This is a genomic window from Variovorax frigidus, from assembly GCF_051216515.1.
In the GTDB taxonomy this organism is placed as follows: domain Bacteria; phylum Pseudomonadota; class Gammaproteobacteria; order Burkholderiales; family Burkholderiaceae_C; genus Variovorax.
In genome coordinates, this window is sequence record NZ_JBPJZF010000005.1 from 566494 (window position 1) to 585892 (window position 19399).

Annotated in this window: 21 protein-coding genes, 1 tRNA gene and 1 pseudogene; 11 read left to right on the top strand and 12 right to left on the bottom strand. The window is 66.1% G+C overall.

Going from position 1 to position 19399, the window contains the following annotated elements; translation table 11 throughout:
• Positions 1-124 precede the first annotated feature (124 nt).
• The 4 genes and pseudogenes from ACSFBC_RS17970 to ACSFBC_RS17985 all read left to right on the top strand — a co-directional run bounded on the left by ACSFBC_RS17970 (position 125) and on the right by ACSFBC_RS17985 (position 2475).
• Positions 125-790, top strand: a complete 666-nt coding sequence (locus ACSFBC_RS17970; RefSeq protein WP_435511701.1) for an RNA polymerase sigma factor — start codon at positions 125-127, stop codon at positions 788-790.
• Positions 765-1775, top strand: coding sequence for a LysR family transcriptional regulator (locus ACSFBC_RS17975; protein ID WP_435511702.1), 1011 nt, complete (start codon positions 765-767; stop codon positions 1773-1775). The genes ACSFBC_RS17970 and ACSFBC_RS17975 overlap by 26 nt, the downstream gene beginning before the upstream one ends.
• Before the next feature lie 115 nt (positions 1776-1890).
• Positions 1891-2031, top strand: a pseudogene (locus ACSFBC_RS17980) (LysR family transcriptional regulator); the annotation flags it as partial.
• 231 nt (positions 2032-2262) lie between these two features.
• Entirely contained in the window at positions 2263-2475 is a 213-nt protein-coding gene (locus ACSFBC_RS17985; RefSeq protein ID WP_435511703.1) for a helix-turn-helix transcriptional regulator, read from the top strand.
• Between the two features lie 187 nt (positions 2476-2662).
• On the opposite strand, the gene ACSFBC_RS17990 is transcribed toward ACSFBC_RS17985, so the two are convergent.
• Positions 2663-2738: transfer RNA gene (locus tag ACSFBC_RS17990), tRNA-Lys, on the bottom strand.
• 94 nt (positions 2739-2832) lie between these two features.
• On the opposite strand from ACSFBC_RS17990, the gene ACSFBC_RS17995 reads away from it, so the two are divergent.
• A complete protein-coding gene (locus tag ACSFBC_RS17995) occupies positions 2833-3555 on the top strand; it encodes an SDR family NAD(P)-dependent oxidoreductase (protein WP_435511752.1) in 723 nt (240 codons plus the stop codon).
• Between the two features lie 357 nt (positions 3556-3912).
• Positions 3913-4254 carry an H-NS histone family protein gene (locus ACSFBC_RS18000; RefSeq protein WP_435511704.1) on the top strand — a complete coding sequence of 114 codons (342 nt, stop codon included), beginning with the start codon at positions 3913-3915 and terminating at the stop codon, positions 4252-4254.
• An 87-nt stretch (positions 4255-4341) separates the two neighbouring features.
• Here the strand turns inward: ACSFBC_RS18000 and ACSFBC_RS18005 are convergent, their stop codons facing one another.
• Positions 4342-5328, bottom strand: a complete 987-nt coding sequence (locus ACSFBC_RS18005) for an NADPH:quinone oxidoreductase family protein (RefSeq protein ID WP_435511753.1) — start codon at positions 5326-5328, stop codon at positions 4342-4344.
• 125 nt (positions 5329-5453) lie between these two features.
• Here ACSFBC_RS18005 and surE point away from each other — a divergent pair, with 125 nt between their 5' ends.
• From surE to rlmD, 4 genes are all read left to right on the top strand, one after another.
• Positions 5454-6212, top strand: coding sequence for a 5'/3'-nucleotidase SurE (gene surE / locus ACSFBC_RS18010; protein ID WP_435511705.1), 759 nt, complete (start codon positions 5454-5456; stop codon positions 6210-6212).
• A 10-nt stretch (positions 6213-6222) separates the two neighbouring features.
• Positions 6223-7005 carry a protein-L-isoaspartate(D-aspartate) O-methyltransferase gene (locus tag ACSFBC_RS18015; protein ID WP_435511706.1) on the top strand — a complete coding sequence of 261 codons (783 nt, stop codon included), beginning with the start codon at positions 6223-6225 and terminating at the stop codon, positions 7003-7005.
• A 12-nt stretch (positions 7006-7017) separates the two neighbouring features.
• Positions 7018-7920: a peptidoglycan DD-metalloendopeptidase family protein gene (locus ACSFBC_RS18020; protein WP_435511707.1), complete on the top strand. Its 903-nt coding sequence runs from the start codon at positions 7018-7020 to the stop codon at positions 7918-7920.
• Between the two features lie 100 nt (positions 7921-8020).
• Positions 8021-9466: a 23S rRNA (uracil(1939)-C(5))-methyltransferase RlmD gene (rlmD, locus tag ACSFBC_RS18025; RefSeq protein ID WP_435511708.1), complete on the top strand. Its 1446-nt coding sequence runs from the start codon at positions 8021-8023 to the stop codon at positions 9464-9466.
• 42 nt (positions 9467-9508) lie between these two features.
• Here rlmD and ACSFBC_RS18030 read toward each other — a convergent pair whose 3' ends face one another.
• The gene (locus ACSFBC_RS18030) at positions 9509-10210 is read right to left on the bottom strand and encodes a Bax inhibitor-1/YccA family protein (RefSeq protein WP_435511709.1); all 702 of its coding nucleotides are present in this window, start codon (positions 10208-10210) and stop codon (positions 9509-9511) included.
• A 159-nt stretch (positions 10211-10369) separates the two neighbouring features.
• Between ACSFBC_RS18030 and ACSFBC_RS18035 the strand changes: the two genes are divergently transcribed.
• On the top strand, positions 10370-10777 hold the full coding sequence (locus ACSFBC_RS18035; RefSeq protein ID WP_435511710.1) for a GlcG/HbpS family heme-binding protein: 408 nt from the start codon (positions 10370-10372) through the stop codon (positions 10775-10777).
• A 181-nt stretch (positions 10778-10958) separates the two neighbouring features.
• On the opposite strand, the gene hemP is transcribed toward ACSFBC_RS18035, so the two are convergent.
• From hemP to ACSFBC_RS18080, 9 genes are all read right to left on the bottom strand, one after another.
• Positions 10959-11171, bottom strand: a complete 213-nt coding sequence (gene hemP, locus ACSFBC_RS18040; protein ID WP_435511711.1) for a hemin uptake protein HemP — start codon at positions 11169-11171, stop codon at positions 10959-10961.
• 100 nt (positions 11172-11271) lie between these two features.
• Positions 11272-11688, bottom strand: coding sequence for an ExbD/TolR family protein (locus ACSFBC_RS18045; RefSeq protein WP_435511712.1), 417 nt, complete (start codon positions 11686-11688; stop codon positions 11272-11274).
• A gap of 43 nt (positions 11689-11731) precedes the next feature.
• Positions 11732-12442, bottom strand: coding sequence for a MotA/TolQ/ExbB proton channel family protein (locus ACSFBC_RS18050; protein WP_435511713.1), 711 nt, complete (start codon positions 12440-12442; stop codon positions 11732-11734).
• Positions 12443-12462: 20 nt separating this feature from the next.
• Positions 12463-13161: an energy transducer TonB gene (locus ACSFBC_RS18055; RefSeq protein WP_435511754.1), complete on the bottom strand. Its 699-nt coding sequence runs from the start codon at positions 13159-13161 to the stop codon at positions 12463-12465.
• Between the two features lie 96 nt (positions 13162-13257).
• Positions 13258-13530, bottom strand: a complete 273-nt coding sequence (locus tag ACSFBC_RS18060) for a (2Fe-2S)-binding protein (RefSeq protein WP_435511714.1) — start codon at positions 13528-13530, stop codon at positions 13258-13260.
• 112 nt (positions 13531-13642) lie between these two features.
• The gene (locus ACSFBC_RS18065) at positions 13643-14323 is read right to left on the bottom strand and encodes a Fe2+-dependent dioxygenase (protein WP_435511715.1); all 681 of its coding nucleotides are present in this window, start codon (positions 14321-14323) and stop codon (positions 13643-13645) included.
• Between the two features lie 88 nt (positions 14324-14411).
• Positions 14412-16799, bottom strand: a complete 2388-nt coding sequence (locus ACSFBC_RS18070) for a catecholate siderophore receptor Fiu (protein ID WP_435511716.1) — start codon at positions 16797-16799, stop codon at positions 14412-14414.
• A 220-nt stretch (positions 16800-17019) separates the two neighbouring features.
• A complete protein-coding gene (locus tag ACSFBC_RS18075) occupies positions 17020-18372 on the bottom strand; it encodes a sulfite reductase subunit alpha (RefSeq protein WP_435511717.1) in 1353 nt (450 codons plus the stop codon).
• A gap of 2 nt (positions 18373-18374) precedes the next feature.
• Positions 18375-19394, bottom strand: coding sequence for an FAD:protein FMN transferase (locus ACSFBC_RS18080; RefSeq protein ID WP_435511718.1), 1020 nt, complete (start codon positions 19392-19394; stop codon positions 18375-18377).
• Positions 19395-19399: the final 5 nt, after the last annotated feature.

A 19399-nucleotide genomic window follows, 5' to 3' on the forward strand; every position in this document is an offset into this window, starting at 1 on the left:
CGCCATGACTGCACTCCAACCTGTTTCCGCATCTGGTGGTAGCGTGCCGCGCTTGCGGCTGCGTCGATCTCGCGCGACCGCTGTAACCGGGCGTCCTGCATCCGATTCGCGAGTTCACACCGTCATGGACATGAGCGCCTGGCATCGCCTCGCATCGTTCGAGGCTACTGATTCCGTTGCCGTGGAGACGCTTTCCGAAGAGGACTGCGGCGCCGCGCTGCGCGAGTTCCTGGCCGCCAACTACACCCGCCTGCACCAACGCCTGCTGTGCCACCTGGGCTCTCCCGACCTGGCCAGCGACTGCCTGCACGATGCCTGGCTGCGTCTGGGCGAGATGAACGTATCCGAGCCTGTGCAAAATCCGGAGGCCTACGTCTACCGCGTGGCCTGCAACCTAGCGATGGACCGCTTGCGCAGCAACCGGCCCTGGCAGTACGCGAGCGACGTCGATTCCGAGTTGGAGGCGTTGAGCGATCAATCGCCCGGCCCCGATGTCATCGCCGAAGCTCGCTCCGAACTGGAAGCGGTCGAGCGCGCCATGGAGCACCTGCCGCGCCGCCACCGCTCGGTGCTGGTCGCCCTTCGCTTGGAGGACAAGACCCGCCAGGAGGTCGCCGCCTGGCTTCGCATCTCCCTGCGCAGCGTGGACACCGCGCTGCGTCAGGCCCTGGACCACTGCGCCGAAGCCTCCGGCCAGACGGTGATGGTGGGCGTGAGCTCACCCCGACGCGGCTTGTCCCAACGCTGGCGGACCCCGTCCGCCGATGGGGGCACCGCGAATCTTGTGTGAGTGGTTAAGTAAGGATAAGCAGACATCGAATGCAAACAGGCCTGAAACACATGCGCTACTTCATTCCATGGAGAGGAGTTGCACTTCGCGCGCGGCAGCACGCCTGTACATTGATCAGTCGGCCCTGTCCCAGGCCATGAAGGAACTGGAGGACGACATGGGCGTGGGCCTGCTCGATCGCGCCATCCGGATCACACGGCTGACCGACGAGGGCCAAGTGTTCCTGGAAGAGTGTCGACGGGTGCTGGCGGTCGTGCAGCAGGCGCGCGACATGGCGCGCTCTGCCGGCCAGGGCTACCGGGGGTACCTGCGCATCGCCATCTCCGACGCCCTGGCGCAGCCGCGCATGACGGAACTGTTCACCCTGTGCCGGGACGAAGACCCCGAGGTGGAGATACGCCTCTTTGAGATGCCGGTGGTCCAGTTGATCCGGGCCGTGCAGCAGGACGAGGTCGATGCGGGCTTCACGCTGTTCCATGAGCCGGGCGAAGGCTACACCGCCGAGGCGCTGTGGCACGACGAGGTGGCTGTGGCGATGCCCGCGCGCCACCCGCTGTTCGGGCGCAAGCGGGTGAAGCTGGCCGAGGCGGTGCAGTACCCGTTGATCCTGGCCCACCCCGAGCTGTGCCAGGGCGGCTATGCCTATGTGGATGCGATGCTGGAGAAACTCCCGGACGAGAACGTGCAGCCGGTGATCGCCGAACACGTCTCGGGCCACGAGAGCATGCTGATGCTGATCGGTGCCGGCTATGGGGTGGGCTTTGCCATCGAATCGCAGATCGCGCACTTCCATCGTGCGGACGTGGTGGTCCGGCCGATGGAGACGGGACTGCCGCCGGTGACCACTTACCTGATGCGCCAAGCCAACAAGCCATCCGAGCAACTGGCCAAGTTCATCGAGCGGGCGCGGCGGATTGGTGGACTGCAGCAGGGGCCGGATGCAGAGGCGCAGGCCGAGCCCTCGCCGGATGCCCCGAAAGACTGAACCGGTACCGGCGCCGCACGCCGAAACATGAGCGGCCCCCGCCGAGTCCTGGAGTCGGTGCCGGTTGGAGTCTGAGCCGCATTCCCTCAATCAAGAAAATGAGACACGCATGCCCCTGAACATGAGACACCTTCGGCTCTTCATCGCCGTTGCCGAGGAAGAGCACTTCGGTCGTGCCGCAGGAAAGCTGCACAAGACCCAGCCCTCCCTGTCCTTGACGATCAAGGAGTTGGAGGAAGACCTGGGTGTGGCACTGGCACTGGGACCGCATCCTGGCCGGCGCTGCGCTGTCCACGCTGCTTTCATCGCGCGTGATCGCGGCTTCAAGGCCATGTTGGTCAAAACGACAACGCCCAAGACTGATTGAATCAGTCCGGCATTTCATGATCCGCAGCAACCTTGCTGCGCTTCGCTGGACAGCGATGGCACGGGTGTGTCATCGAGGGGAGATGAAGCATTCTGAGTCCATCACAGACCAGGAGTCCTCATGCCTCAGGAACTGCAAGACCAGCCGCCTGCAGACAGGTTCAATTCTTCGGCGCCGGCGTTCTATCGCATTGCCGACGTATTGCGAATCACGGCGTTGAGCCGTGCCACGCTGTACCGGCGTATCTCCGATAGGAAGTTCCCACAGCCAGTGCATTTGGGAGGAAGGGCATGCGGTTGGACCCCCGAGGCGCTGCAAAGCCTGGATCAATGACCCGCAGGGATATGTCACACCACGTTCCCGTGCGTAGTGCCCGGTGTGGCTCTGGCGATACGCAGCGAACTGCGAGCCGGACACAGGAAAATTTCGGACACGAGTCGGACACGGAGAGCGCAGGCGACTCGGGAAAGAAAAAAGCACTTAGGCTTGTGACCTAAGTGCTTGATTCGGTTGGTATTTCTGGTGGGCCCTGAGTGACTCGAACACTCGACCTACGGATTAAGAGTCCGCTGCTCTACCAACTGAGCTAAGAGCCCCTGAGAAGCATTGCTGCTATCAGGCAAGACTGCGATTATAGCCACAGAAAAAGCACTGTCGTACGATCCAATCATCTTCTTTGGAAAAAACTTCATGGCCACTCCTCTTCCCCCTTCATCCACACCTCCGGCGCACGTCGTCGTCACGGGGGCGGCAGGCGCGCTGGGGCGCGCCACCGTGCAGCGGTTCCTCGACGAGGGCGCGCGCATCGCGCTCATCGGCCGTAACGAGCAACAGCTCGTCGATGCCTTTCCCGGTCTGAACAACTCGCAGCACCTGCTGGTCGCGGCCGACGTCACGTCGGCCGACAGCATGCAGGCCGCGTCGGCGCGGATTGCCAAGGCGTTCCACCGCATCGACACCGTGGTGCACACCGCGGGCGGTTTCGAGATGGGGCCGACCGTGCACGCACTCGACCGCGCCGCATGGGATCGGATGATGGATCTGAACGCCTGGTCCTTCGTGGCCGTGGCGCAGGCTTTCGCCCCACTGATGATCGCGCAGGGGCAGGGCAGCGTGATCGCGGTGAGTGCGAAGGTCGCGGGCCGCGGTCTGGCTGCGATGTCTGCCTACATCGCCTCCAAGAGCGCGCTGCAGCGATTGGTGGAGGCAATGGCGGCCGAGCTGGCGCCGCACGGCATCCGGGTCAACAGCATCGCGCCGAGCGTGCTCGACACGTCTGCCAATCGCCAGGCGATGCCGGATGCGAATCCGTCGGACTGGGTGTCGACCGCCGTCGCCGCTCAGACCATCGCGTTCCTGGCCTCACCTGCGGCGCAGGCCCTGAATGGGCAGCACCTGGCGTTGGGCGCCTGAGCACGTCGGTCTGCTGCACAAAATTGAGAGCCAGCAAAAGCCCCGGTGGTTGAAGTCGGGGCTTTCTCTTTGTAATTCGCTTTACCAACGGTCGTACGGCCGTGTCCGGTCTCAATTGCCGAGGGTTTCGTTGCGCTGGAAACCATGATGGCCGCGTCTATTGAGCGCCCTCGCCGATCGTGTGCGGGGTCAGCATCCGATCAAAGTGAAGGATTGTAGAGTTCATGTCAGGCGGAAGGTTCAAAAAATCCGGTTGCCAAACCAACGTGTAAGACGGAGCCTAAATTTTGTTACCGCTGCTTGTGCCTATAGGATTTTGAATTAAAATTTTTCCTTTCAATCCGAATGAGAACTTCGATGGCCTCCACTCTCGCCGACATCAATTCCCAGATCAAAAAGAACGAAGAGCACATCGCTCAATTGCGCGCGCAGGCCGAAGAGCTGCGCAACCACGAACGAGCAGGTGTGATCGACGAACTGCGCCAGAAGATCGCTGAATACGGACTGACCGCCAGCGACCTGAAGCTGACGACGCGCGCAACCGGCAAGCGCACCGTCGCTGCAGCGCCCGTCAAGGCTGCTGCCAAGTACCGCGGCCCGACCGGCGAAACCTGGTCGGGTGGCCGTGGCCGCAAGCCGCGCTGGGTGACCGAAGCGCTGGCGGCCGGCAAGTCGTTGTCCGACTACGAAATCAAGTGAGCAGAGGGTGAGGCGAAGCGCCCCGGCCTTCTGTTCTCCCAATGAAAAGGCCCGCACATGCGGGCCTTTTTTTATTGCCTGAGCGGGTCAGTTCACCATGACGAGTTTGCCTTTGACCCCGCGCGAGCCCATGTAGGCGTAGGCGGCCTTCAATTCGGCCATCGGCATGGTCTGGTCGATCACGGGCTTGATCTTTCCCTGGGCATACCATTGCGCCAATTCGGCCATCATTTGGGCGTTGGCCTGCGGTTCGCGCTTGGCGAAATCGCCCCAGAACACGCCGACCAGCGAGGCGCCCTTGAGCAGTGTCAAATTCAGGGGCAGCGTCGGAATGCCGCCAGCGGCGAATCCCACCACCAGATAGCGTCCGCGCCAGCCGATCGAGCGGAATGCCGGTTCGGCGAAATCGCCACCCACCGGGTCATAGATCACATCCGGGCCTTTGCCGTCGGTCGCAGTCTTGATGGCATCGCGGAATCCACCGGGCAATGCATGCTTGCTGTAGTTGATGCTGATATCGGCGCCGATCGATTCGCAAAGCGCGCATTTTTCGTCGGTCGACGCCGCAGCGATGACCCTGGCGCCTGCGGCTTTTGCGATCTGGATCGCGGCGGTGCCGACACCGCCGGCCGCACCGAGCACCAGCACGGTCTCGCCGGCCTTGAGCTGGGCTCGGTCCATGAGCGCATGCCAGGAGGTGCCGTAGGTCATGATGAACGCCGCCGCATCGACGTGGCTGAAGCCGTCCGGCAAGGGCATGCAGAGGGCGGCGAGGGCAAGGGTGTGGGTGGCGAAGCCGCCGGTGCCCGAGAGGCATGCCACGTTCTGGCCGGGCTTGAGGTTCTTGACGCCTTCGCCCACGGCGCGCACCACGCCGGCGTATTCCGATCCGGGCACGAACGGCAATGGCGGCTTGATCTGGTATTTGTTCTGGACGATCAGCAGGTCGGGGAAATTCAGACTCGCGGCCTTGATCTCGATGAGCACCTGGCCGGGGCCGGGCGTCGGTGTGGGCTGTTCGGTCCAGGTGAGGGCGTCGACGCCGGTGGGGGTTTCGCAAAGCCAAGCGTGCATGCAGGTGTCTCCTTCGAAGGGTCGTTCGGACGGTGTATCGAGGCGATGATAGGGCGGAGGCCCGGACGCTCTTGTCCCTGCCGTGACCGGCCCGCGGCCTACAATCGCGCGCACTCTCAGACGCCATGAAGATACTCATTTCCAACGACGACGGCTTCCAGGCTCCCGGCCTCGTCGCATTGCACGATGCGCTCAAGGACGTGGCCGACGTGGAGGTCATAGCCCCCGAGCACAACAACAGCGCCAAGTCGAACGCCTTGACGCTGTCGGCGCCGCTGTACGTGCATCGCGCGCACAACGGCTTCCGCTATGTGACCGGCACACCGGCCGATTGCGTGCACATCGCGCTCAAGGGTGTGCTCGACTACCGGCCCGACCTGGTGGTGTCCGGCATCAACAACGGCGCCAACATGGGCGACGACACCATCTATTCGGGCACCGTGGGCGCGGCCATGGAGGCCTATCTGTTCGGCATCCCCGCCATCGCCTTCTCGCAGACCGAGAAGGGCTGGGCCAACGTCGATGCGGCCGCGCGCGTGGCGCGCCGGCTGGTCGAGCGCATCGAGCGCGAGCGCATGCTCGAAGGGCCGGCCTGGCTGCTCAACGTCAATGTGCCGAACCTGCCTTTCGACGCGCTCAAGCCGATCAAGGTGTGCCGCCTCGGGCGACGCCATGCTTCCGAGAAGGTGGTCACGCAGGAGAGCCCGCGCGGCGAGACGATGTACTGGATCGCCGGTGCCGGCGGCGCCAAGGACAGCGGCGAGGGCACCGATTTCCACGCCACGGCCGCGGGCCATGTGGCGCTGACCCCCTTGCAGATCGACCTGACCGACCATGCCAATCTCGGCCAATGGGGCGAGACGGTGACGCGGTTGCTGCGGTGAAGCCGCACTGATGGCGACGCCACCTCCCGCACGTCCCGGCTTTCCGGTGCGCCTGACTTCCACCGCGTCGGCGGTCACGCGGGGCCGGCAGCCGTCGGTGCCGATGGTGCCGCTGGTTTCCGCCACGCCGTCGATGGCCTCCGATGCGGTGCGCGCGCGCATGGTGCAGCGGCTGGCCGCGCAAGGTGTGGCCGATACCCGCGTGCTGCGTGCGATGGGCGCGGTCGAGCGGCACCGCTTCGTCGACAGCGCCCTGGTCAACCAGGCGTACGAAGACACCAGCCTGCCGATCGGCCTGGGCCAGACCATCTCCAAGCCCAACGTGGTGGCTCGCATGATCGAGCTGCTGCTGGCCGCGCCTGCCATGGCCAACCGGCCCCACGACAAACTCGGTCGCGTGCTGGAGATCGGCACCGGTTGCGGCTATCAGGCGACCGTGTTGAGCCATGTGGCCAGCGAGGTGTACAGCATCGAGCGGCTGCGAGGGCTGCACGAACGCGCGCGCGCCAACATCCGTCATTTCCGCCTGGCCACGCTGCACCTGATACTGGGTGACGGCATGATCGGCTACGCCAAGGGCGCGCCCTATGCGGGCATCATTGCCGCGGCCGGCGGCGAAGCGGTGCCCGAGGCCTGGATCGAACAACTGGCCGTGGGCGGGCGCATCGTGGCGCCCACGCATTCCGCCAGTGGCGGCCAGGCATTGGTCGTGATCGATAAAACCGTCACGGGGCTGCAGCGACGCATTCTCGAGGCGGTCCATTTTGTCCCCCTAAAATCGGGGATCGCTTGAAGGAAGAAAAACATGCAGGGTTATCGCAATCGGAGCTGGTTGACCGGCTTGATGCTGGTGTCGATGCTCGTGATTGCGGGCTGTTCCACGCCGAGTGGCCCCGTGCCCGTCGAAGACCGTGGCACCATGGCTCGCGCAGGCACCGGCAGCACGCCGGCCAATGGGCTCCCGCCCATCACCACCGATGCATCGGGCAAGCCTTTGCCGGGCATCGAGAACTACGGCAAGCCCGGCTACTACGCCGTGCGCCCGGGTGACACCATCCGCCGCATCGCCAACGAAACCGGCCAGACCTGGCAGAACATCGCGCGCTGGAACAGCCTGGACAACCCCGACCTGATCGAAGTGGGTCAGGTGTTGCGCGTCGTTGCGCCGTCGGCCTCGACCGCCGTGGCCGCAGCGCCCGCGACCGTCGAATCCAACGGCGTGGTCACGCGTCCGGTGGCGCCGCAACCCGCTGTCGTCGCGTCGGCGCCTGCCGCCGCCGCGGCCGCGGCCAGCGCACCGGCCAAGCCGGCGACGCCGCCGGCGGCCGCCTCAGGCGACGAGGACCTGGGCTGGATCTGGCCTGCGCAGGGCTCGCTGATCGCGGGCTTCGACGAAGCCAAGAACAAGGGCCTGGACATCAGCGGCAAGGCCGGCGATTCCGTCTTGGCCGCGGCGGACGGCCGCGTGGTGTATGCCGGTGCCGGCCTGCGCGGCTACGGCAACCTGATCATCCTCAAGCACAACAACACCTACCTCACGGCCTATGCGCACAACCAGGCGCTGCTGGTGAAGGAAGACCAGTCGGTGCAGAAGGGGCAGAAGATCGCCGAGATGGGCAACAGCGACGCCGATCGCGTGAAGCTGCATTTCGAGATCCGCCGCCAGGGCAAGCCGGTCGACCCCGCGCGCTACCTGCCTTCGCGATAACGCCTTTTCACTCCTCCCGTGCGGCGCGCGATCCCCTGGGACGCGCGCCGCATCGTTATGCGACGCCGTAGCACCGACGGCGGTCTGAGAAAATCTCCCCATGACCGATTCGACGACAGAAGAAAAAGGGGAGGCCGTTGTTGTCGCTCCCCACGATGAATGGCTGAAGGTCGAGTCCCTCGATCTCGAGGCACAAGGCGTGGCCCACCGGGCCGATGGCATGGTGGTCTTCATCGAGGGCGCATTGCCTTTCGAGGAAGTGAAGTTCAACCAGCATCGCAAGAAGAACAACTGGGCCCAGGGCACGGTGACCGAGATCCGTCGCGAGTCGTCGCAGCGCGTGCGCCCCGGCTGCCCGCATTTCGGCCTGCACACCGGCGCGTGCGGCGGCTGCAAGATGCAGCACCTCGATGCCGCGGCCCAGGTGGCCGTCAAGCAGCGGGCGCTGGAAGACAACCTGTGGCACCTGGGCAAGGTGCGCCCCGAGACCATGCTGCGGCCGCTCGCCGGCCCGACCTGGCATTACCGCTACCGGGCGCGGCTGTCGGTGCGCTACGTGGTCAAGAAGGGCACGGTGCTGATCGGCTTCCACGAGCGCAAGAGCCGCTACCTGGCCGACATGGAAGTCTGCCCGGTGCTGCCGGTTCAGGTCAGCGACATGCTGATGCCGCTGCGCGCGCTGATCGGGTCGCTCGACGCGCGCGACACTTGCCCGCAGATCGAGCTGGCCTGCGGCGACGCGCCCGGCACCACCCGACTGGGCGTGATCGCGCTCGTGCTGCGCCACCTGCAGCCGCTGTCCGCTGCCGACCTGCAGCGCCTGCGCGACTTCGCCGCGCAGAACGAGGGCGTGCAATGGTGGCTGCAGCCCAAGGGTCCGGACACGGTGAAGCTGCTCGACGAAGGTGGTCCGCTGCTGTCCTACGGCCTGCCGGAGTTCGGCGTGACCATGCCCTTCAAGCCGACCGACTTCACGCAGGTCAATCCGCACATCAACCGCGTGCTGGTGGGCCGCGCGTTGCGCCTGCTCGACGTGCAGCGCGACGAACGCGTGATCGACTGGTTCTGCGGCCTGGGCAATTTCACCTTGCCGTTGGCCACGCTGGCGCGCGAGGTGCTGGGCATCGAGGGCAGCGACACGCTGGTGGCCCGGGCCACCGACAACTTCCAGCGCAACCGCCCCGAGCTGCCGGCGCGCGGTGCGCTGGCCGCCACGCGTTTCGTGGCCCGCGATCTGTTCGAGATGACGCCTGCGATGCTGGTGGCCGATGGCGCGGCCGACAAGTGGCTGGTCGACCCGCCGCGCGAGGGTGCGTTCGCACTGGTCAAGGCGCTGGCCGACCTGCATCAGCAGGAAGGCCCGCGCACGGACGGCTGGACGCCACCCCGGCGCATCGTCTATGTGAGCTGCAACCCGTCGACGCTGGCGCGCGATGCCGGCGTGCTGGTGCTCCAGGCCGGCTACCGCTGCGTCGCGGCCGGCATGGTGAACATGTTCCCCCACACGGCGCACGTCGAGTCGATCGCGGTTTTCGAACGCGCATGAAAAAAGGCCCCTCGGGGCCTTTTTGCTCGGGGCGAAGCGTTCTCAGTCGCGCTCGCCGCCGAAGATGCCCAGCAGGGCCAGCAGGCTCTGGAACACGTTGAACAGGTCGAGGTACAGCGCGAGCGTGGCGCTGATGTAGTTGGTCTCGCCGCCGTCCATGATCTGCTTGAGGTCATAGAGCATGAAGGCCGAGAAGATGCCGATGGCGGCCACCGAGATGGCCATCATGCCGGCGCTCGAGCCGACGAAGACGTTGATGACGGCGCCGATCATCAGCACCATCGCGCCGACGAACAGCCACTTGCCCATGCCCGACAGGTCGCGCTTGATCACCGTGGCCAGCGAGGCCATCACGAAGAACACGCCGGCGGTGCCGCCGAAGGCCGTCATGATGAGTTCGGAGCCGTTCTTGAAGCCCAGCACCATCGCGATCAGCCGCGAGAGCATCAGGCCCATGAAGAAGGTGAAGGCCAGCAGCACCGGCACGCCGGCGGCCGAGTTCTTGGTCTTCTCGATGGCGAACATGAAGCCGAAGGCGCCGACCATGAAGACCACCAGGCCGAAACCGCCGGAGAGCGAGCGGGTGATGCCGGTGGAGACGCCCATCCAGGCGCCCAGAACGGTGGGCAGCAGGCTCAGCGCCAGCAGCCAGTAGGTATTGCGCAGGACGCGCTGGCGTTCGGCCTGCGGCAGCGCCTGGCCGTAGCCAGCGGTGGTGTCGAGGGTGGTGACGCGGTCGTTCATTGCTGAAACTCCAGGTTGGCTGCAGGACTGCAGATCGAACATTCTAGGGGCGCAAACCGAAGCCTACGGCAAAAACCGCCCGCCGTGCTGCCCTCACGCCAGCAGGGTTTTGAGGCCCCCGACGTTATGCTCGCAGGTTCACTCCCTCTGCCATATGCCATGAAGACAAAGTCCTTTCTCGAACTCGCCGACGTCAAGACCATCGCCGCAGCTGCCGAAGCCGAAGCCCTGAAGAACAACTGGGCCGTGACCATCGCGATCTCCGACGACGCCGGCAACCTGCTGTGGCTGCAGCGCCTCGACGGCGCGGCCGCGCTCTCCTCGCACATCGCACCGGCCAAGGCCCACACGGCGGCACTGGGTCGCCGCGAAAGCAAGGTCTACGAGGACATCATCAACGGGGGGCGCACGGCTTTCCTGACGGCGCCCTTCGTGCAGGGCCTGCTCGAAGGCGGCGTGCCGATCGTGAAGGACGGCCAGGTGATCGGCGCCGTCGGCGTCAGCGGCGTGAAGTCGAACGAAGACGCGCAGATCGCCAAGGCCGGCATCGCGGCGCTCGGCCTGTAAGAACACCCCACCTCCCAAGCAAAACGCCGACCTGAGGGTCGGCGTTTTCTTTGGATGGCGGCAAAGTGGAAAAAAAAGCTTGGCTGGTCGGCAGGCCGTTGGCTAGCAAAAAACGACCCTTTGGAGAGTGATCTCCTCGAGTCGCCCCACGATGAAACTTGCGCGAGAGGCGAACCGGCCCTTACTTCGTAAGGATCAGCTTGCCGAGTTTGGTGGCTTGCAGGCGGTACAGCGAGCCGTTGTGCATGATGCCGACCGTCTTGCTGCCGCGCAGCAGGTCGGTGCTTTCCACCATCGGCGTCGGGCGCGTGGCCTGAGCGGAGACCATGCCGCTGCCCGCTTGGTCGAGCGAGGGGTGGCTCAGGACGGGGGAGGCGATGGGGTTGGCTTGCATCTGGAGTTCCTTGATCGAAACGATGACTGAATGATAATGATTCGCAATAATTTAGTCAATCACCGCGATCGCTTTTTTTCAGTCGCTTCGATGGATCCCTTTACTTCGCGGCGTTCGGCTCGGTGATGAAGCCGATCTTGCGCACGCCGGCTTCGCGCGCGGCCGACATGGCTTGCGCCACGCGCTCGTAGCGAACGGCCTTGTCGCCGCGGATGTGCAGCTCGGGCTGCGGGTCCTTGCCGGCCTCGGCTGCGAGCAGCTGGGGCAGGGCGCTGTCCTCGATCTTGTTCTCGTTCCAGTAGTAGCTGCCGTCGGCGGCCACCGTGAACAGGATGTTCTGCGGCTTGGTCTGCTCGGGCTCGCTGGTCGCCTGCGGCAGGTCGATATTCACAGCGTGCTTCATCACGGGCACCGTGATGATGAAGATGATCAGCAGGACCAGCATGACGTCGACCAGCGGCGTCATGTTGATCTCGTTCATCACCTCATCGGGTTCGTCTTGGGTTCCGAAGGCCATGGGTCATGCCTCCCGATGGGTCTGGACTTGGGTGTGCATGGTCTCAGCCTTTCTTGAGCGGCACGATGGTCGCGTCGGTCGCCTGGACGCGCGCACCGGTCACGAAGTAGGCGTGCAGGTCGTGGGCGAAGCTGTTGAGCTTGGTCAGCACGAACTTGTTGCCGCGCACCAGGGCGTTGTAGCCCAGCACCGCAGGGATGGCCACGGCCAGGCCGAGCGCCGTCATGATCAGCGCCTCGCCGATCGGGCCCGCCACCTTGTCGATGGTGGCCTGGCCGGCCGAGCCGATGCTCATCAGCGCGTGGTAGATGCCCCACACCGTGCCGAACAGGCCGATGAAGGGCGCGGTCGAACCCACCGAGGCCAGGATCGCCAGGCCCGATTGCAGGCGGGCGGTGAATTCGTCGATGCCGTTGCGCAGGGCGCGCGTGATCCAGTCGCTCACGTCCAGCGCGTCATGCAGATGCGCCTTGGTGTTGCGGTGGTGGGCGGCGGCTTCGCGGCCTTCCAGGGCCAGGCCGCGGAAGGGGTTGCTTTCGTCCTTGCCCAGCTTGTTCAGCGCGGTCGCGAAATCCTCGCTGTGCCAGAAGTCCTGCGATTGGCGCGCCAGGCGCTTGTACTTGATGACGTCGATCGCCTTGATGAAGATGACGATCCAGGATGCCAGCGACATGCCGATCAACAGGACGGCAACGAACTTCGTGACGAAGTCGCCCTGACTCCATACGTTCATCAGGCCAAATTGGGAATCCATACGAAACTGCTCCAGAAAAATTAGTTGAGAACCCAGTGGATCGGCACGTTGAACTCCATCGGTTCAACCACTCCATTTCGTTTGCCCGGCACGTAGCGCCAGCTCAGGACGGCCGTGCGTGCGGCTTCGTCGAGGCGCTCGTAGCCGCTCGACTCGCGGATGCTGGCGCTCTTGGGCAGGCCATCGACCCCGATCAACACGCGGACGATGGTCTTGCCCTGCTCGCCCAAGCGCTTGCTCATGGCGGGATACACCGGCTTCGGGTTGTTCAGGTAGTCGGCATTGCTCGTTGGCAGTTGCACCGAAGGCGGCGCGGGCGGGGCCGGCGGCGGGGCCGGTGGCGCGGGCGGGGCCGGCGGTGCGGGGGGAGCGAGCGGCGGGGCCGGCGGTTGCGGTTCGGTCACGCCGGTCGGGGCGTCGGGGGCCGGCGCGGGCGTGCGGATGGCCATCGGTCGCGGCGGCGGCGGTGTCTTGACCTGCTTGGGCTGCGGCTTCGGCGGAGGAGGGGGGGGCGGCGGCAATTCCTTGGGCTTGGGCGGTTCGACGAACTCGCTCAGGATTTCCACGGGAATGATCACTTCGGCGGCTTTGCGGATCAGACCGCTCTGCAGCGCCCAGAGTGCGGCCACATGGAACAGCACCACGCTGCCCGCGATGACGGCATTGCGGGACAGGCCCAGCGCCGTGGGAGGAGACGAAGAAAAGCGGTCGGACACGATTCACCCATCGATCAGGATTTGCCGGGGCAAACCCTAGTGCAGCACAAACCGCTGTCTATTTGCGAAAAATCCACCAGACCGAGCCGGCGACGAAGATCAGGCTGCCAGCGAGTGCGGAGAAGAGTTCCATGCGCTGCTTTCCCGGATGGAAGTCGCAAGCTGAATGGTCCGGGCCCCGTCATCGCGGTTGAGTGCGGCGACCGGGTGCGAAGCACTGCACTGCGCGACGACGTCGCGGGCACAGCCTTCGCATCGACCACATTGCGTGGCAACACCCAGTTCGAACTGCACTTCGTCGAAAGTCATGCCGGCGCGCGCATGACGTGCGATTTCCCGGTCGGACACTCGGCGGCACACGCAGACGATCATGGCAGTGAAGGCGCTTTGGCTGGCTGGTTGAAGAAAGCCAATTATAAATACGAATTCGTCGCATTTGCAATGACTATCCCTTGGCGCTGCCGGGGTTCCCCGCGCCGCCGCCTCAGACCTCGGACCAGATGCGCAGCAGGTTGTGGTAGTGGTTGGTCAGGGCGACCGTCTCATCGACGTCGCCAAGGCGCCCGCGCAGCTTCTGGATGGACTGGTCGAGTTCGAACAGCATGCCGCGCTTCTGGTCGTCGCGCACCATGCTCTGAAGCCAAAAGAAAGAACACACCCGGGCGCCGCGCGTCACCGGATGCACCCGGTGGAGACTGCTCGACGGGTAGAGGATCAGGTCGCCGGCCGGCAGCTTGACGTCGTGCGTGCCGTAGGTGTCGACCACTTGGAGTTCGCCCCCCTCGTAGTCGTCCGGACCACTCAGGAAGAGGGTGCACGACAGGTCGGTGCGCAACTGCAGGCCGGTACCGGGCACCGAACGCACGGCGCCATCGACGTGCAGGCCATAGTGCTCGCCGCCTTCGTAGCGATTGAACAGCGGCGGCATGAAGCGCAAGGGCAGTGCCGCGGAAAAGAACAGGGTGCTGCGCGCCAGGGCGGCCAGCACCAGGCCACCGAGCCGGGCCGTGACCGGCGACTGTTCCGCCAGCTGGCGATTGCGCTTGACCTGCGCGCCTTGCGCGCCGACCGTCTCGCGCCCGTCGACCCAGTCGGTCGCATCCAGCGCAGCGCGCATCTCGCGCACCTGGACCGCGCTCAGCACTTCGGGAATGTGCAGCATCATTTCAGCAGTCTCACGATGAAAAAAGCCCCGGCGGGAGCGCCGAGGCTGGGAGTGTCGCACCCGACCGGATGCGACAGGCCGACGCAGCTCAGAAGGCGAAGTTGGCGGTCAGACGCGCGGTGCGCGGGGCGCCCGGGGTGTAGCGGTAGCCGCTTTTGTTGATCGCCGCGACGTATTCCTTGTCGAACACGTTGTACAGGTTGAACTGCAGGTCGATGTTCTTGTTGATGCGGTAGGAGGCCATCGCATCGACCACCCAGTACGCATCGACCGAGGCCGGCGTGCCGACGGCACCGTCGGTGCCGCGGTGCAGCTTGCCGTTGTAGCGCGCGCCGCCGCCGACGGTCAGGCCGAAGGGCAGCACGTAGGTGGTCCATGCGGTGAAGGCATTCTTGGGCGTGTAGGCCAGTGCGGTGCCGCCATCCGCCAGCACGACCGGGCCGCTGGCGACCTTGGTGTCCATGGTGGTGAAGCCCGCGCTGACGCCCCAGGCGTCGTTGATGGCGCCGGCCGCGCCGAGCTCGATGCCCTGGACGCGCTTCTTGCCGGTCTGATAGTAAAACTGCGAGGCCGCGTCCTGGACCACTTCATTGGTCACGTCGGTGCGGTAGATGGCGGCCGTCAGCGCCAGGCGCTTGTTCAGCACGTCCCACTTGGTGCCGAGCTCCATGGTCTTGGCCTTCTGCGGCTCGAAATCGATGCGCGCCGCGCTGTTGCCCGTACCGCCCGCGCTGAGCGCGAAGTTGGCGCCGCCCGGCGGTTGCGCCGCGGTGCCGTAGGCCGCGTAGACGCTGCCGTTCTCGGCCGGCTTGTAGACCACGCCGATCTTGCCGGTGAACAGGTTGTCCGACAGCTTCAGCGAGGTGGGCATGAGCGTGCCGGGCGGCAGCTTCGGTGCCGTGGTGGTGGTCGACAGCGTGGCGCCCGTGTAGTCCGTGCTGTAGTGGTCGAAGCGGATGCCACCGGTGATCTGCCACTGCTCGTTGAGCTTCAGGGTGTCGAAGGCGTACAGACCGATGGTCGTGGTGGTGCCCTTGCTGTCGGCGCCACTGCGGATCCGCTGGTAGCCCGTCACGTTCGGATCGGGTGCGTAGAGGTTGGCCGCGGGCCAGGCGCCGTTGTTGACGGGTTGGCCGTTCGCTGTCGCTGCTGGCCCGAAGAAGCCGCGGCTGCTCTGCTCTTCGCGCATCAGTTCGACCCCGGCGCTCAGCGAGTGGGCGACCGAGCCCGTCTTGAACTTCGCGTTCAGGTTCGTCTGGTTGGCGAAGATCGTGTTTTCCTGCAGCTTGTTGGTGGGCAGGTTGCGCGACACGGTCCAGGTGGCGGGATTGCCCGCCACGGGCGTGGCCAGGAAGGCCGAGGTCGGCGTGATGGGGACCAGCACGCCCTTCGCATCCAGCGTCCGGCCGGCGCCCATGAAGGCGGTCAGCATGTAATCCTGCGACGTCTTGCCGTAGCGCGTCGTGTTGCGGATCGTCATGTCGGGCGTGATGTCGTGCTCGACCCGCGCGGTGAACATGTCGCTCTTGACCTTGTCGAAGTCGGACGAGGTGCCGTAGAAATTGCTCGAGTCGACCCGGCCGGCGGTGTCGAGGAAGCTGCGGCGCGCCGCTCCCAGCTTGAGCGCATCGGGGTTCGTGTAGCCGGGCAGCCCGATGGTCGGCACGCCGCCGTCGGGGATGTTGTCCTGCTGCACATGCACGTAGTCGAAGAACAGGCGTGTGGGGGTGTTGAGGCCGAGCGCCAGCGACGGTGCGATGCCCCAGCGCTTGTTCTTCACGACGTCGCGGCCGGCCACGTCGGCATCTTCGCCGACCAGGTTCAAGCGGAAGGCGCCACCGGCACCGTTCTCGCCGCTCAGGGCCTTGTTCCAGTCGAGGCTGCCGCGCTTGTAGCTGTCGGTGCCCAGGCCGATCGAGCCGGTGAAGCTGTCTTCGAGCTTCGGCTTCTTGGTGATCAGGTTGATGTAGCCGGTGGGCGAGGTGCGGCCCACGTCGGTGCCGGCCGGGCCCTTCACCACCTCGACCTGTTCGATGTTGAACACGTCGCGCGAGACCGAGCCCAGGTCGCGCACGCCGTCCACGAAGATGCTGCTGGAGCTGTCGAAGCCCCGCATGTAGATCGCGTCGCCGGTGCTGGTGTTGCCGTTCTCGCCCAGGTAGAAGGCGCTGGCGCCCGGCGTGTTGCGCAGGGCTTCCGACAGCGTGGTCGCGCCTTGTTCGCGAATGATCTGTTCCTTGATCACCGAGATGGTCTGCGGCGTGTCGACCAGCGGCGCGGTGAACTTGCTGTTGGCCGAGGTGTCGGCCTTGTAGTCGGCGGCGGTGATGGAGTCCTGCACACGCACTTCCTTGAGCGTGTTGGCGGTCTGCGCGGCCACCGGCATCGCGAAGGCCGCGAGCGTGGCGGCGGCGATGCCGCTCAGAGGGACGATGGCGCGTGTTGTGGTGTGCTTGCGACTTTGGATATAGGCCATGGATGTTCTCTGGAAGAGACGGGAAAAATGTGAGAACTCGACTGGCGGATCAGGCGCTGCACGCGGGCGCGTGCAGGCGAAAGACTGGCTGGGTGGAGGTGCCTCGGGACTGCGGTGCGCGAGGCGTGCGAATGATAATGACTATCAATACCTGATGTCACGAAATGCGCGAGGATTGTTGCCGCGTAGCAACGAAACGCGGCCGCAGACCGCGGCACCTTCAGTACACGTCGCGCCGGTAGCGGCCGCTGGCGGTGAGTTCGCGCACCGTCGTGTCGCCGGCGATCTGGCGCAGCGCCGCGTCGACGCCGCCGGCCATGCCTTGCAGGCTGCCGCACACGTAGACGGCCGCGCCGCGCGCCAGCCAGGCCTGCACGTCGTCGGCCGCCTGCAGCAGGCGGTGCTGCACGTAGAGGCGTTCGGCCTGGTCGCGCGAGAACACGCGGTCCAGCCGCTGCAGCACGCCGCTGGCCAGCCAGGCCGCGAGTTCGTCGCTGTAGAGTCCGTCGTGCGCGACATGCCGTTCGCCGAACAGCAGCCAGTTCTCGTGCTGGCCGGCCCGTGCGCGGGCGCGCAGATGGCTGCGCAGGCCGGCCAGGCCGGTGCCGTTGCCGATCAGGATCAGCGGGCGGTCGGCATTGCCGTCGAGCCGGAAGTTGCGGTGTGTGCGCACGCGCAGCGCGACCGAATCGCCCAGGGCCAGCGTCGAGGTGAGCAGGCCCGAGGCCTTGCCCAGCGTGCCGTCCGGATGGCACTCCTGGCGCACCAGCAACTGCAGTTCGCCGTCGGTGGCGAGCGAGGCGATCGAGTAGTCGCGCGGCCGGCCCGGGTCGTCGGCCAGCGCGATCTGCGCCAGGTCGCCGGACTGCCAATGCATCGCCATGCCTGCGGGAGGGCGCAGGCCGAGATGGAAGACGGGGCCACCCTCGCTGCCCGGGTTGAGCCGTTCGCGCGCGACCAGTTGCCAAGGCGCGAAGGCCATCTCTTCCGTGTCGGCGGTGGCGCCACCCCATTGCGCATGCCATTCGGCCAGTGCTGCGGGATCGCCGTTGTCGACCTCGATGCGCGGCGCGATCGGCAGGGCACCGCTGGCCTGCAGCCAGTCGTCGAGAGCGCGCGCGAAGCCGCAGAAGTGCGCGTACTGGCGGTCGCCCAGTGCCAGCAACGCGTAGCGCAGCGTGGGCAGCGACTCGGGCGCCCCCATCAAGTTCTCGGTGAACAGGCTCGCGTCGTCTGGCGCATCGCCTTCGCCGTAGGTGCTGGCGATGAAGAGTGCCTGCCGCGCGGCCCGCAGCGTGGGCGCATCGAGGTCGTTGAGCGACAGCACGCGCACCGGCGTGCCCTGTGCGTGCAACGCACGTCCGGTCTGCCAGGCCAGGGCTTCGGCCTGGCCGGTCTGGCTCGCGAACAGCACCAGGACCGGCGCCTGCGCGCCGTCGCCGGCCAGCGCGGTCGCCGCACGCGCATCCGCGGCATGACGGCGACGCTGGCGGCGCCAGATCGCCAGGCACATCGCCGCATAGGCCAGCACCATCAGGCCCGCGGCCAGGGCGCGCAGAAGCGGTTCGGTCATCTTCAGGTGTTCAGCGCGCGCCAGACCGCGGTCGTCGTGACGCGCGGTGCGCTGCCGTCACGGCAGACGAAGAGCGCGGCGATGCCGTGCTGCTGCGCGAAGACCGGGCCGTCGATGGCTCCCAGCACCGTGAGCGCAGTGGCCAGCGCATCGGCCTGCATGCAGTGGGCGTGCAGTACCGTGACCGAGGCCAGCGCGGCCGAGGCGGGCTCGCCCGTGCGCGGATCGATGGTGTGCGACCAGCGACGCTCGGCGTGCGCGTGGGCATGCCAGCGATCGCCCGAGGTCGCGATGGAGAGATCGTTCAACGCCACCGGCGGCAGGTCTTCGCCGTCCGCATCGACGCGTACGCACCAGGAGGCGCCGCCAGGGCGCCGGCCCAGGCCGCGCAACTCGCCGCCCACTTCGACCAGCAGGTCGCGCAGGCCCAGGGCCTGCAGCGCCTCGGCCACCTGATCGACCGCGAAGCCCTTGGCCACGCCGGAAAGGTCCAGCAGGAGCCCGCCCGGCTGCGTGATGCAGCCTTCAATGGGATCGAATTCGAGCCGCTGCCAGCCGGTGCGCGAGCGCGCTGCGGCCTGTGCGGCGGGCGAGGGTGGCACCACCGCTTCGGCCAAGCGGTGTGCATGCGCGCCGAACCCCCAGAGCGCGACCAGCGCGCCGACGGTCGGGTCGATCGCACCGTCGCTGGTCTGCGCCCAGTGCAGCGCACAGCCCAGCACCTCTGCGAAGGCCGGAGGGAGCATATGGCGGCTGCCGGCGGGAGCGGCGTTGAAGCGGCTGATGTCCGAGCCGGGTTCCCAGGTGCTCATCTGCGCGATCACGCGATCCAGCGCCGTCTGCACGGCGGCCTCGACGGTGTCGAGCGCCAGCATCGCCGGGTTGTCGAACACCAGCGACCAGGTCGTGCCCATCGTGCGACCGGCCAGCTTTTGAAGGCTGGCCGGATCGGCGCGGCGCGGGGCGGCCGCATTCGCGTAGCCGCCGGCGCGCCAGGTGGCGAACGATGGGCGCTCCGTCACGGCTT